Below are 14,114 nucleotides of genomic sequence, written 5' to 3' on the forward strand. Positions count from 1 at the left end.
GAAAACAGTCATTTCGAAAGTTTTACCTGGAAAACATATAAAGAGATAACTAATATTTCGTGTAAAGTTAGTTTTCCGATTTTCTATAAACGTGCCAGCCACAGATATGCTTATTATTGCAGTTTTGAAGGGATCTCAATTGAAAATAAGGACATCGATAGTTATATTTTTACTGGTGGTTTCACTGATACCTGGATCGGGCTGTATTGATAGCAGTAGCGAACCTGTCAATGAAACGAAACCGGATGAAGGAACAGACAATCAGGACGGTTCGTCCAGTGATACAGCAGAAACCTCTCCTCCAGAGAATTTCTCCGGGAAGAGCAATACTCTTGAGCTTGAAAATGAAGCCTCCTTTTCCGGCTATTACAGGAAAGAAAACCTGCAGTTTGAGGCTGATGTTCCCGCTTATTCTCTGCCTCTAAAGGCTTCCAAAATTACAAATTATGACGATTTTATCCAAAAAATTCCTCTGACGAACAAGAACAGGGACTTACTGTACAAAAACGGGTTTGTTGTAATTGAAAGCAGAGCTGCTGGAAACCTGTTTGAGGCAGAGCCGGTAAGAGTAAACGAGACTTACAACGCCCTGAAAACGGCTGACGTTCCTATTTTCATCACGTCGGACTCTCTTCTTCATCTTTACCACATCCAGTTTGATGAGACCTTAAAAAAGGTAGAAGAGGACGAATTTTATGACGATTTGTGGAAACTTGACAAAGCTTTTCTTGAAGCCTCCATAGAGGATTATAACAGGTCGATAGAGGATAAAGCCTCTGAAGAAGTAACGGAAGCTGCAAGAAGAAATGTTGCGTACTTCACCGTGGCTTTGAGCCTGCTCCAGCCGAAACCTGAGCAGATAGAGCAATCACAGATATATTTAGGGAAAACCAGACTTTTTGACCCTAAGAATGTGAAACAATACAGTGTAGAAATCCCTTCATTTGTAAAAGCCGATGTAGAAACCGAACTTGCCCTGATAGAAGCGCAAAAAGGAGAAATATCTCCAATTTTCAAGTATTATGAAGATTATTCACAGTACATTCCAAGAGGGCACTATACAACATCTGAGAAATTAACTAACTATTTTAAGGCCATGATGTGGCACGGTAGAATGAGCATGCTCCTTCGGCCGGACATGATCATTTCAGAAGAATCAATGGCAAAAGAATCAGTTGCGGAAAAATCAGCTGTGGAAGAATCCGAAAAGGAGTCCAGAATTCAGACAATTCAGGCCCTTTTGATTTCTGACCATTTTGACAGGGACAAAAACCTCCGGGACAGATGGGACAGAATTTACGATGTGACAGCTCTTTATGTCGGTTTTTCCGACGATCTCGGGCCTTATGAATATGCAAAAGCTCTGGATACCGTCTTTGGGAATGATAGAGAAGAACCAAGCTTCGATAGTGAAAACCTTACAGCACTGAAGACCGAGCTGGAAAGATATGAAAGCCCGAAAATCTATGGAGGTAGCGGGGAAATAATTCCGTCAGGCTCAGAAACTGGAAACGAAACTCTTGAGGCCACGAAAGAGTTCAGGTTCATGGGGCAGCGCTACACTCCGGACTCTTATGTTCTCCAGAAACTCAATCCTCCAGCCCTGAACATCATGGACCTTCTGGGTTCTGAAAGAGCCAGAGAACATCTAAAAAATATGGGTGTTTCCGAAAACGAAGAGTATAATAGGCGCTACCAATCTCTGGAAAGTGAATTTGGAGCTTTTGATGAAGAAGAATGGAATAAAAATATCTACTGGTCTCAACTGTACACCTTAAAACCTCTCCTTGTAAGCTACCCGGAAGGTTACCCTACCTTCATGCAGACCAAAGCCTGGGAAGATAAGCAGCTTAACACGGCCCTTGCTTCCTGGACAGAACTCAGGCATGATACTATCCTCTATGCAAAGCAGGCCTACTTCATAAGTGCGTTCTATAATCTGGAAGAAAAACCTGTGAAAGGATATGTGGAGCCAGTCCCTGAATTCTATGCCAGGATGCTTGCCCTTACAAAAATGGCGCATAGTGGGCTGGCTGAAATGGAAGTACTTGACGAACAGTCGGATAAAGACTTTACAACTCTTGAAAGCACTCTTGAAAAACTGCTGGAAATCTCGATTAAAGAGCTTGAAAATAAAGAGTTGAAAGATGAAGAATATGAGTTTATTAAGAATTTCGAACAAAACATAGCCCCGATGCTTGCGAACATAGACGAGGATTCCCAGAGCTCTGTCATGGTTGCCGATGTATACACAGAGGAAAGGAAGGCTCTGGAAGAAGGAACCGGGAAACTGGACCTGATAGTAGTAGCCTATAAACAGCCTGACGGCAGGATAGTGCTTGGAGCAGGCCCTGTAATGAGTTATTATGAGTTCTGGCAGCCTTCAGGAGAAAGGTTGACTGATGAAGAATGGGGAGAAATGTTAGAAAATAACCCTCCTGAAAGGCCGGAATGGGTTGAGTCTTTTAAGGCGTAAAAGATGCTGTTCTTTATGGCTTCTTTTTCCCTTCATTTTCCTTTCATGGATATGCTTGCGTAGCCCGGAAAAAAGCAGTAACATCCAGGGCTCTATAACTCTAAAATTCTAAATAAGACACAGAATATTTATAGACACTGATGGTCAGGGAGGAATGGTTCTGGATGAAAGTAAATGGCTTTCGATGTTGATTCTCGTTTTTATCTCGGCAATTTTTCTTTTATCCCTCTATGAATCCGGGAATTTGTCCCTGGGTGTGAATGACGTTGATAACTATGGAGGGATTAACAGAGATGTATCGGAAATATTAAGAAAAATATACGTGAATGATAGCGATTTCCAAAACCTGACAAAAGGCAACTATTCAGGTGCAGGTGCAATCTTCAATGAAACCGGGGAATCCACAGTATATATCCGGATTAACGGCTGGTATATTCATAAAGCAACTATTGAGCTGCAAAACGGTACATCAAAAACCATTGGACCGAGTGCCTCTATGGAAGAGCTCTACAAAGAAGCTGATTCTCTAAACGGGTCCGTAATATCCACTTATTCGCAAATTACCGGTGGAGAATTCTATGTGATAATTGTTGATACGCCAAATGAAACCGTGAAATCGATTGAAAAGGTGGATGAGTTGCCTGAATGGACTACAGTAGCTGTAATTGAAGAAGTTTCGGAAAATGAACCTTAAAGTATATTCTGAATCGTGGTTTTCAGGAAAAAAAACCATCTATAAAGCCTCATGGTTTTTTCTTCCTCGTAAATAATGATAGCAGCTATAGATACACTATGTTTTCTATCCGAGCATCATATCTATCCGAGCACCATATCTATCCGAGCACCATATATCTGTCCTATAAAGTGTTAATACTGGAAATATGATCATAATTAAGCGTGAATTGTTTGATGACCTGGCTAAAAACTTTATTATTTATGTTAAATATGTTAAAAAATAGTTTATAAAGTTTAAACAAATCTTTCGGAATAGATTTGAGCTTCCATTGTGTCCATAGGCATGGTTATTTTAGCATTTTGATTATTTAAGTATTGAACTGGAGCAGGCACATGTTTTACAAGAAAATTAACCGAAATATAGTGTTTTTTATCTTTTTGGTAGTTGCTGTTGTTGGGGTGTGGTTTTTACTTAATTTCATTAAAATTGGTCCCGGCTTACCTCCTTCTGAATCCATGCCAAAATGGTACATCCCCGGATCCTGGCAAAAACATGAACAGAGCTGTACATCACTTTTTCCGGAAATCTCTTCTTACTGTGATAAGAGGAATTTTTCCGGAGGAAAATTTATAAGTGTCTGGTACTTTGATGATGAATCTAAATTTCTAAACGGAGAAGAGATGCTTTATCTCCATCTGGAAGAAAACGGTAATGTGTTCCATCAGGAACTGAATATTAGTACAGAACTTCATGAAGAAATTGAAAGACGTGAAGTTGAAAATTTCCCTAATATCACATCTTTTAATTCAACAAGATATGAAAGCCCTAATACGTCGGGATACTTTATAGTATACGAGAGACCTTTCCTTAAAGGGAGAGAAGACTATTTCATAGCTTATTACGGAATCATGGGAACAACAAATCTCTCTGAAGAAACTCCAGCGCTGAAAAAATTGATTGCAGAATCCTTTTATATGTCTAATGAAGAAGGAAAAGTTGACGGTTTAAAGATGGGGAATAAAAAAGGAACGGGTAATTCGTTACTTCCATGGTTTTAACAAAAAGGTTAGCCCTCATTTGCATTTTTTTCGATGAGCAGATCCCAAAATTCAATACGTGATTCCATTGGTCATCAGCTAAGGAATTTTCTTGCCCGAAAGCTATCGATTTTGCACCAGAAGTCTGCCTCAATTTTGCCCAATCTTCCTCAAATTGACACCTGCTCTATCTCCTTATACGTTAAAATTTTGAACATCTGTTGTGGAAATGGATGCAATATATCATGATTCCTTACTTAACCGAAGAAGCATGGATATGAATTTAATTATTCAACGGTATCTTCCGGTATCGATACGCCTTATTCTACTTTTCTCCATAACGGTTTCGGCATTTTTGCAGGCTACCCTCACGAAAAGGTCACTCTGGTATATACAAAAGGGGACGAAGAAATACGTATTGTTGAAAGCATTTCTAAAAAGAGTTTACCTGCAATTCAGGATCTTGAAAATGAAGTAGAGCCTGCTCTGGTCAAATAACAAGGATGTTACGATTTCTCCGGTATTTGGAGGAAATATGAAAGCTCTGGCCTGGCAAGATGGGGAACTCGAAATTACTATTTTTTCTTCTCTTGATAAGGGGGAGCTACTTAATATTGCAGAATCTTTCTCCTGATATCCGAGAAATTTTAGAACGAATAAAATAAGCGGTGAAGTTACAGACTTCACATTCTTTTTTGTTGTAAAAAAGTACTGGCGACATTTGGGAGTTACAATCATTCTGTCAAAATCATCATGTAATTTCTCATATAAAGTGTTACAACTGATGAAAATAATCGTAAATTCAGCGTTTATTGTTAAATGATATGGTGAAAAACTTTATACTTTATATAATATATCTGATAAAATAGTTTGTGGAGTTCAAACGCACATTCCAGAGTAGATTTGAACTCCATTGTGCCCGAAGGCATGGTTAGTGTTAGCTTTGCGGTTATTTAAGTTTTGTCTGATTCTGCCTCTGGAGTAACAAAATGGTGAGGTAGAAACAAATGATAAAAAATAAATTTGGAATCAAAATGCTAATTTTGGCAATTCTGCTGGTAAGCATGGCGTTTGTGCCGGCTGTGAGTGCCTCTTTTGAGAAAACCAATTAACAACAGATGCCAGAAGAAGTAAAAGAATGGATTGAAAAAATACGGTGGATGAAGAAACAAAAATTTGGAGAGCGAAACAAACCGAACAATGGATGCAAAATCATACTGTAAATGTAACATCAACTACAACTTACAAATACTATAATGGGCAACTCGAAATAAAAGAAGTTTATACAAGTAAAGATCCTGAAAATAAAGCTAAAGTCAATGATTTTACAAAAATAAATAAAATACCAATCAGCGCAAAAGATAAAATCACGATTTTAAATGGTGAGTCCTTCACTCTTGAAGAAGGAAGCGAGAAAGTTATCGTAACTGAAAAAACAGTAGTAATAACAAGTCAAACTGATCCATACCCCTGGTGGGGTTATGGCTATCAATATCCTCAATGGACATGGTCAGAAGACAATGGCCAGTATGCCAGAGAAGACCCGATAAATCTTGCATGGGAATATACAAATCTCAATACTGTAAAAGAAAAAATGTTGGATCAAGGTTGGATCAGTGTGTCTTACCCATACGAGTATGATCAATACGTATCTGATCCGCAATATGGTTGGATATTGGATGAAGGTGTAGCGGACGATAAATATGGTATTTTGGGTCGCTATCATACAAGGTTATGGCAGATGAGCAATGGTGATGTTGTTGCAAATGCACATCATGATAACGATTCTCCCCATCAAGCTGATCAATATGAAGAAGCTGAAGATTTAGTCGCTGGGTTTTTTGATAATGATTTAAATAATTGGTGGGTGCTGCATGACCATTATGAGCTCGATAATTACATAGCAAATCCACTGAACGATGAGTATGCAACTTGCATATATAAAGTTGGAAGTTAATTTGAAGGTATTATAGTATAGCGGAGAAGGTGATTTTATCACCACATTTATTTTTAGGAGGCTAGATCATTAATTTTCAAAAAAGATTGATTTTACCATTAATTATCTCGTTCATTATTTTTGTCACTGTAATTATTGTTAATATGGAAAGCACATTCTTCAAAATATTTGGTGATTATGAAGCGGATGTTAAGTATATTATTTCTACTATTACTATACTTATTTTCCCTATAACTCCAATTATTTATGGGTGGGTTACAAAGGATAAGGTAGGATCCATTGTAGTTGGAGTAACACCAATCATTGTTGTTTTACTTTATGGAAATTTTATTTTAGGAAGTACATATTACATGAATAGAATTCTCAAAGTAATTGTTTATACTGGAAGTTTAGCAACTCTTGGTGGTTTAGCCGGGTATTTTTCATCAAAGAGAGAATTTAAGTACCTTATTATTTCCATTTTTTTTGGAATACTGTGGATTCCGGTTTTCTTAAGTGGAATCAATTGATTTTAAAGTCTAACTGATGGCAATAATTTCAGTACTTCGCTAAAAATCTCTTCTCCATGTCTTCTCTCCATTCGTTTACCTCAGACACTCCACTACTAATCTAACCTTCAACTTTCTTCTCAGCCATTCTTCAATTAGAAGTATAAACATTTCAAATCTGAACTTATCTTCATCTATAACTTGTGGTCCTCTCTTGACAATTGTAAAATGTTTTTTCTGAATGTATAGCCATATGTTTTTTAACAGGAAAGATATCAGTGCATAAAAGTACCTGATAATTGCGTTTTTAGATGAGGTCTTTGGTTTAACTACATTCCTTATCCTGTATGAAGATTCAATAGCAAATCTTCTTCTGTAAACCGTACTGACCTTTTTTGGAGACCATTTGACTCCAAAAACGACAAAACCAAGATTTTCACATCCCCTTTTTTTCTTTTGCCTTTAAGGTACTTGACGTCAATTACAATGTCCAAAAGAATCTTTTTCTTAGAGTTCCCCATAACATATTGTTCGCTACGTGCCTTATTCCCTTTCAGGATCTGCTTTATCCGCTCGCCTTTCTTAACAACTGGAACTATATGTGGAACCTGGTTACTTTGCAAAAATTTAAACACGTCAATAGAATAAAACTCTCTATCCAGGCAGAGAATCTTAATATTAAAGTTCAGTTTTTTGATGAGGCCGATTAAATGGGAGAGGTATTCAACCTTTGTTTTATCCTTTTCGACAGGAAGAACAGATATGGTAAACCTCTCATTCTTGTTAATGATATAAAGAGAGACATATGAGTAAAAGGAGTTTGTTGACTTTTTAGCCTGTCCACCTATTACATATTTCTCATTAGATGAATCTTTTTTTCCATAATAAGGATCATTGGTATAATCAGCAGCGAATTCATAGCACTTGCCTGTTTTCAGGGTTTTTATGAGTTCTTGAAGGAGAATCTTTTCATTCGATTTGATCAGTTCTTCCATGTTTAGTTTTTTAAGATGGTATCGTAGAGATGTTTCGCAAGCAACATTCTTATACTGTGTCGTAACAGAATGAACAGAATTCCTGTTGATTGACATACTCACAACGGTACGAAAAACGTCTTCACTTGTAAGAGAACCATTGATCTTGATGGTAACATGGTCAGTGAGAGGTCTTAATACGGTATCAATACATTTTTTTGACTTTAATTCTATTTTAGGGGAATATCCAGACTTATATGGTGGAAAAGACATACTGAGGCAGTTTTTATCACATATAAAGGTATCGAACAGCCTCGTTTAGGAGGAAATGAAAATTAGCGAAGTACTGAATATATCACAATTCCTTACTTAATCGAAGACGCATGTATATGAATTTAATTATTCAACAGTATCTTCCGGTATCGATAGGCTTTATTCCACTTTTCTCCATAGCAGCTTCAGCATTTTTGCAGGATACCCGCAAGAAAAGGTTACTCTGGTATATACTAATGGGGACGATGAAATACGTATTGTAGAAAGCATTTCTGAACAGATTTTACCTGAAACTCAGAATTTTGAAAGTGAAGGAGAGCCTGTTCCGGTCAATAACAAGTCCGGTACTCGGTCAATAACAAGTCCGGTACTATTTCTTCGGTATTTGGAGGAAATATGAAAGCTCTGACCTGGCAAGATGGGGAATTCGAAATTACTATTATTTCTTCTTTTGATAAGGGGGAGCTGCTTAATATTGCAGAATCCTTCTCCTGATATCCGAGAAGTTTTCAGAACGAATAAAATAAAAGGTGAAGTTACAGACTTCACATTCTTTTTTTGTAAAATAAGTACTGGCAACATTTGGGAGTTACAATCATTCTGTCAAAATCATCATGTAATTTCTCATATAGAGCCTATCCCAAAAGTAATATTATGTTGAAATTATAAATTTACTTTTATGTCATTTCGTGAAATCGATGATGTTCTATGGAACTCCATAGAACCTTATCTTCCTCCACAGAAACCACTTACAGGAAGGCCGCGTGCAAATATGAGGAAGTTAATGAATGGTATTTTTTACGTTGTTATGACCGGTTGTACGTGGAAAGACGTTCCCAAAGAGATATGGATCAAAAGTCAACAGTTCATAGATTTCATCTATATCTGTGTGAACATGGTATCTATCAGAAGATTTTCAATGAACTTTTGAACAAAGGTTACGATTTGAATAAAATAGATCTTTCTCAATGCTTTACTGATACAAAGGATGTTCCGGCTAAAAAAGGGGGAATATCGGCTACGATGGTCACAAAAAAATAAAAGGAATAAAAATAAGCGTTTTAGTAGATTTACAAGGTCTACCTCTTTCGATTATTATTGTTCCTGCAAATAAGAATGATTCTACACTTTATATACCGACACTTAAAAATTTCAATATAAAGAGACCTATAGGAAGGCCTGTTAACAGGCCTTCCAAAGTAACAGCTGATGCAATGTATGATACAGCTAAAATTAGAAAATATAACAGGAGAAGAGGAATAAAGTCCAATATACCAGTAAATAAAAGAAATCGGAAGAAAAAGAAGATAGGAAGACCAATAAAGGTAGATCAGGAAGAATACAAAAAGAAAAGCATAGTAGAAAGGTTCTTTAGCTGGATAGAGTCATGCAAGAAAGTATTTCCAAGATATGAAATTAAAGAGACATCATATTTAGGAGTTGTAATGGTAGCAGCAATAATTAGATTAAATGAGCTTTTGGGATAGGCTCATAAAGTGTTACAACTGATGAAAGTAATCGTAAATTCAGCGTTTATTGTTAGATGATATGGTGAAAAACTTTATACTTTATATAATATGTCTGAGAAAATAGTTTGTGGAGTTCAAACGCACCTTCCAGAGTAGATTTGAACTCCATTGTGCCCGGAGGCATTGTTAGTGTTAGCTTTGCGGTTATTTAAGTTTTGTCTGATTCTGCCTCTGGAGTAAAGTAAAGAGGTTAAAGAATGATTTCAAACAGAAAATTTGGAATTGGCGCACTACTTGCTGCAATATTGATCGTGAGCATGGCGTTTGTGCCTATTGTGAATGCGCAAGTAGATACAACTGCTGAAATCACGAATGATGAAAACTCTCCATGAAAATTATCCGATGAAGAGGCTGCGGTAGTTAAGCAAAAAATAATGAATACATTACTTGAAAAAGTGAAACAAAACCCTGATAAAACATATAAAGTAATGGTTCAGGTATGGGATACTAAGGCAATAGATGAATTACAAGATGTAGACATGATAGAAGGATCTAACAATACATATATTGTCAACGCGGAAGGAAAAGTTTTGAAGGAAATTCTTAAAGATAAATTAAAGGGAAAACATAACAAAATAAACCTAATAACTGAAGTATCTGATACTTCTGAAAACTCTGTAAACAAAACAGATAACTCTTCTGATCTATCACTAAGGTCAACATCTCGGAGTTATAAATTTGCTGGTGAACTATCTCCTCCTGACGACTGGTGGACATGGACTATAAATTCTGACGAAGACCGAATAGAAATTGACTCCGATTTATACGATTGGGTTTACAACGATGTTGACCTTACACTCTATGATCCTAGCTTGAACTTCATAGATGATGATACCATAGACGTGAATGGACTATACGTACTGGCATATACAAATGGAGTTAGTGGTTAACTGGCAATGGCAATATTGGGGTGAATTTCTGGATGATGAAGGAACAGGTTATTCAGGTACAGCTACCGCATACAATGATTAAAAGGAGAAACAGGTAAATGACCTTTACTCCATTTCTCTCTATTTTTAAGGAGATCATATCATTTATCTCCCCACTCCTTAACACCATTTTGCTTTTCTATATTGCACTATTGTTAAATAAAATTTATAAAGTAATCAACGAAAAATGAAACTTTTTAGGACTTACGCAGTCGTAGTCTATGCATTTCGTATTATTACAACATTTACGATATCACTCTAAATTTAAGTTGTATCCTGGTTTTGGCTGGTCACACGACAGTATTGTTCAACATGAAATTTCCCATGATTTTGATACTGAGGAAGGAAGCACTTTCGAGTATCAACATCCTGCTGAATGCATAATGAATTCTGAATGGGCTTATGGCGGTACAAACATATGGTTCAGTCCATGAATTAAAGTCGTAAATAATGGTACATAGAATTAAACACGAGGTGTAAATCCCTCTTTTTCAATATTTCCCACTAAAAAAGTCATGTCTTGAGTTCTTACGGAGGTATAAACATTAAAAATTACCGAAAAATACTCATTTTTTTAGGAATTTTAATATTGATTTTGTTGAGCTATTTCTTTATTTTCCCATTTTTGTTAGTCGGATCTCCAACACCTTTATTTTATGTGCATAATAATGATCTTCAGAGCCATGAAGTAGCAGTTGAAGTATTTGATTCGCATAATAAGTCTATATTCAAAGAAACGTATGAACTGGCTCCCGAAGAGCATATAGCACAACCCAAATCATCATGGCTGCTGCTTCGATGGTCGATGCCATGGTCCAAAGGAAAATATACGTATTGGGCAGAGGGAGTATATGAATTTAAAGTTATTTTAGATGGCGAAATTACGAATACCTACAGAACACTGCCACACCCCTGGAATTCTGTAATTATAGATATAGATGAAGCGAATGATTCTAACTCTCAAATCTGCATAAAAGAAATAACCGTTTAATCTTTTGAACCTGCGGTCATAGGAGGATTTCAAATGCAACATATCAGAAAAATACTTCTCTTCTTGCTGATCATACCCATAGTTGCAATTGTGGGTTATTATGCATTGATATTTCTTCTGGGCGGTCCGGCTTTACCTAATTTTTTTGAAATCAGAAATAATGATGCAGGGACCCATGAAGTAACTGTAGAAATATTGGACTCGCACAATAGTTCCATATTTGAAGAATCATACAAACTTTATCCGGATGAAAGGGCTTCAGAAGCAAAACCGTTCGATCTTCAATATTCTACTGGAATGAAAAAATATACATTCAAGATTACACTGGATAACGGAGTTGAAGAGGAAACCATTCCAGTATCCTTACATCGCTGGAGCACGGCTGTCATAGACATAAATTGGGAAAACGAGGATCCGATAATGATAATGTTATCTACGGTTTGAGAAGATAGCTATCCAATTATTTTCTTATAAATTTCCACATCACTGAAATTATATTTTTGTATTATAGGGTTCAAACGAATCTTCCAGAGTAGATTTGAACCCCTGTTGTGTCTAGAGGCATGAGTTGATGTTTTTATAACTAAGTGAATATTTTCGCACATATACAGAATAATACAGATTGTTATCCTACAATTTTGGAAAGGAGTGATAATTTGAGTCTGTTAAATAAAATATTGATAGTAGTTTTGATCTTCTTTTTCTTCAACTACGTAAAAAAGGAAAAATTAAAAATGGGGATGGATTCCACATAATACCATTTTAAAGTAGTTTATTTCGTTGCAAAAAAGTACTGGTAGCATTTAAGATATATATTCTTCTTGGCCGAATCATCAAACAATTCTTCCTATCATGTGTTGATATTAAAAAATATAATCGTAACTATAACATGCTATTTGGTTGTTGAATCCACTGATAAGAAAACTTATAAAGAGCAATCTAAAAGTAGTTAATGGAGTTCAAACATAGAAACTCAAATTGAATTATTGAGAGGTTTTATTGTATGGAAGATACGACCTCGGTTCTAAATAAAACTCAGGAAGTAGTTGGAGCTTTATTTGGAGTCGTGTTATTTTATTCTTGGCTAATATTTAAATCTGATATAAAAATGTTATTTTTTTCAGAAACAATAGTTGTAAATGGCAACGAAATGACCAGGGCTCAATATTGGGGTCAAATAGATCAATGGCTTGGGGCAGGTCTTATTTTATTTTTTTTGATTTTTGGACACTATTTACTGTATAGTAAGAACATGAGCAGTATTGAAAAAAGTCGTGACATCATCGGTATGAAAAGCGCATTAATAGGCTTTATTCTGTGGCTCTTAATAGCAATAATTACTTTCTTATCTAAAATTACTATCCCTTATTCTCTCAATATAGCCGGTGGATACATTATAATAATTTCCATTTATTTTTTAATGAGAAAGAATCTATATGAAATTTCAGATTTCGAGTAATAACAGAATAGTTTTGGCATGTTATTTTACATTAGAACTTTTGGCCTTCCTTTACTGTACTCAAAAGGTCTCCAACTCCATTTAACATCTAAGTATTATATGATCCCCGAGAGCTTGATAATGAAGTAGGAACGCCCAACTTATAACAGCGGAATGATGTAGAAACCACTTATATATAAATGTATGAAGTTAAACAATCAAAATTCTACAAATGCATATCAAACAGAAAGTGATAAAAAAAATCATCTTTCCTATTTTTAGGGGGCTTAAACATTAATTTTCAAAAGAAATTAGTCCAGCCTTTGATAATCTCTTTTGTAGTTATTTGCATCGTAGCTGGTCTTGAAACTATAGATATTTACAGGATATTTGGAACTTATGGTGAGAGATTTGAGACAGTTATTACTCTACTTATTTTCCCTGTAACTCCGATTATTTATGGGTGGATTATAAAAGATAAGATTGGGGCAATTATAGTTGGAACAGTTCCTATTTTCATTCTTTTGTTTTTTGGAAATTTATTTTTTGGAAATCTTATCTATAAGGACGGTCTCAATATCAGCCGTTTTTTGATTATTCTTGTCTATGCTGTGAGTTTGGCAACTCTTGGTGGTTTAGCCGGGTATTTTTCATCAAAGAGAGAATTTAAGTACCTTATTATTTCCATTTTTTTTGGAATACTGTGGATTCCGGTTTTCTTAAGTGGAATCAATTGATTTTAAACTCTAACTGATAACAATAATTTGAAAACTTAGCGAGGAAAACTTCTGAAGAGCTGACTATAAGCAGTGTGAGAGAGATGCGGCAGATACATGGAGTGATACAGGATCATCTTTTTCATTCAACTACGATTCATGGAAAATTATTTTCAAAGTTTATTGGGCAAACTTTGGAAATGACGGACTATGTGATACACAGAGATAACAGCCTACTGTTCTTCTATTCAATGGATTGTTACACATATCAACAGCGCATTAAACTGGATCAATTATTTTATTTTTTCAGGAGATATGAAACAAAGGATGAGGCTATTCATAACTTTCCTTCTGTTTTTCTAAACAGTCATGTCTGCACTTGCTGAACCCTCTCCTTTCCCTCCAGGGTGTGGTGGTCGTATTGGATTTTTTCGTGCAAGGCACATAACATGGAGGAGAACCAAGATGATAGACTGGGAAAATGAGGGTCCAATAATGATTATGATAGAAACGGTTTGAGAGAAAGCTTGCCCTGGTATTCTCTTATAAATTTCCACATCACTGAAATCATATTTTGCATGACAGAAAACAAACTCCTTCCCAATGTATAGTTTTCTCAAACCCTATTGG

General features: G+C 35.9%; 14 protein-coding genes and 1 pseudogene. 14 read left to right on the plus strand and 1 reads right to left on the minus strand.

The window, feature by feature from the left end; translation table 11 throughout:
- The first annotated feature begins 106 nt into the window (after nucleotides 1-106).
- The 5 genes from MSSIT_RS02560 (at nucleotide 107) to MSSIT_RS02585 (ending at nucleotide 6,655) form a co-directional block, all read left to right on the plus strand.
- Nucleotides 107-2,476, plus strand: a complete 2,370-nt coding sequence (locus MSSIT_RS02560; RefSeq protein WP_048174457.1) for a DUF3160 domain-containing protein — start codon at nucleotides 107-109, stop codon at nucleotides 2,474-2,476.
- A 154-nt stretch (nucleotides 2,477-2,630) separates the two neighbouring features.
- A complete protein-coding gene (locus MSSIT_RS02565) occupies nucleotides 2,631-3,170 on the plus strand; it encodes a hypothetical protein (protein WP_187151852.1) in 540 nt (179 codons plus the stop codon).
- A 419-nt stretch (nucleotides 3,171-3,589) separates the two neighbouring features.
- Nucleotides 3,590-4,210 (plus strand): F-actin-capping protein subunit alpha, encoded by a 621-nt coding sequence (locus MSSIT_RS02570; protein ID WP_231590386.1) that lies wholly within the window; start codon nucleotides 3,590-3,592, stop codon nucleotides 4,208-4,210.
- Nucleotides 4,211-5,345: 1,135 nt separating this feature from the next.
- Nucleotides 5,346-6,146 carry a hypothetical protein gene (locus tag MSSIT_RS02580; RefSeq protein ID WP_048169739.1) on the plus strand — a complete coding sequence of 267 codons (801 nt, stop codon included), beginning with the start codon at nucleotides 5,346-5,348 and terminating at the stop codon, nucleotides 6,144-6,146.
- Between the two features lie 143 nt (nucleotides 6,147-6,289).
- A complete protein-coding gene (locus MSSIT_RS02585) occupies nucleotides 6,290-6,655 on the plus strand; it encodes a hypothetical protein (RefSeq protein WP_048174459.1) in 366 nt (121 codons plus the stop codon).
- 75 nt (nucleotides 6,656-6,730) lie between these two features.
- On the opposite strand, the pseudogene MSSIT_RS02590 reads toward MSSIT_RS02585, so the two are convergent.
- Nucleotides 6,731-7,881 (minus strand): annotated as a pseudogene (locus MSSIT_RS02590) (ISH3 family transposase).
- Nucleotides 7,882-8,277: 396 nt separating this feature from the next.
- Here MSSIT_RS02590 and MSSIT_RS25470 point away from each other — a divergent pair.
- The 9 genes from MSSIT_RS25470 (at nucleotide 8,278) to MSSIT_RS02625 (ending at nucleotide 13,505) form a co-directional block, all read left to right on the plus strand.
- Nucleotides 8,278-8,376 (plus strand): hypothetical protein, encoded by a 99-nt coding sequence (locus MSSIT_RS25470; protein WP_331456178.1) that lies wholly within the window; start codon nucleotides 8,278-8,280, stop codon nucleotides 8,374-8,376.
- 184 nt (nucleotides 8,377-8,560) lie between these two features.
- A complete protein-coding gene (locus MSSIT_RS25600; protein WP_156158775.1) occupies nucleotides 8,561-8,812 on the plus strand; it encodes a transposase in 252 nt (83 codons plus the stop codon).
- An 82-nt stretch (nucleotides 8,813-8,894) separates the two neighbouring features.
- On the plus strand, nucleotides 8,895-9,368 hold the full coding sequence (locus MSSIT_RS02600) for a transposase (RefSeq protein ID WP_082088854.1): 474 nt from the start codon (nucleotides 8,895-8,897) through the stop codon (nucleotides 9,366-9,368).
- A gap of 239 nt (nucleotides 9,369-9,607) precedes the next feature.
- Nucleotides 9,608-9,742 (plus strand): hypothetical protein, encoded by a 135-nt coding sequence (locus tag MSSIT_RS25180; RefSeq protein WP_269430801.1) that lies wholly within the window; start codon nucleotides 9,608-9,610, stop codon nucleotides 9,740-9,742.
- A gap of 42 nt (nucleotides 9,743-9,784) precedes the next feature.
- Nucleotides 9,785-10,300 carry a hypothetical protein gene (locus MSSIT_RS02605; RefSeq protein WP_048169742.1) on the plus strand — a complete coding sequence of 172 codons (516 nt, stop codon included), beginning with the start codon at nucleotides 9,785-9,787 and terminating at the stop codon, nucleotides 10,298-10,300.
- Between the two features lie 637 nt (nucleotides 10,301-10,937).
- Complete coding sequence (locus MSSIT_RS21060) at nucleotides 10,938-11,330, plus strand: hypothetical protein (protein ID WP_231590387.1); 393 nt, start codon at nucleotides 10,938-10,940, stop codon at nucleotides 11,328-11,330.
- A 33-nt stretch (nucleotides 11,331-11,363) separates the two neighbouring features.
- The gene (locus MSSIT_RS23925; RefSeq protein WP_048169744.1) at nucleotides 11,364-11,774 is read left to right on the plus strand and encodes a hypothetical protein; all 411 of its coding nucleotides are present in this window, start codon (nucleotides 11,364-11,366) and stop codon (nucleotides 11,772-11,774) included.
- A gap of 559 nt (nucleotides 11,775-12,333) precedes the next feature.
- A complete protein-coding gene (locus MSSIT_RS02620; protein ID WP_048169747.1) occupies nucleotides 12,334-12,789 on the plus strand; it encodes a hypothetical protein in 456 nt (151 codons plus the stop codon).
- Between the two features lie 302 nt (nucleotides 12,790-13,091).
- Nucleotides 13,092-13,505: a hypothetical protein gene (locus MSSIT_RS02625; RefSeq protein ID WP_231590388.1), complete on the plus strand. Its 414-nt coding sequence runs from the start codon at nucleotides 13,092-13,094 to the stop codon at nucleotides 13,503-13,505.
- Nucleotides 13,506-14,114: the final 609 nt, after the last annotated feature.

Origin of the sequence: Methanosarcina siciliae T4/M (assembly GCF_000970085.1) — an archaeon.
Taxonomy (GTDB): Archaea; Halobacteriota; Methanosarcinia; order Methanosarcinales; family Methanosarcinaceae; genus Methanosarcina; species Methanosarcina siciliae.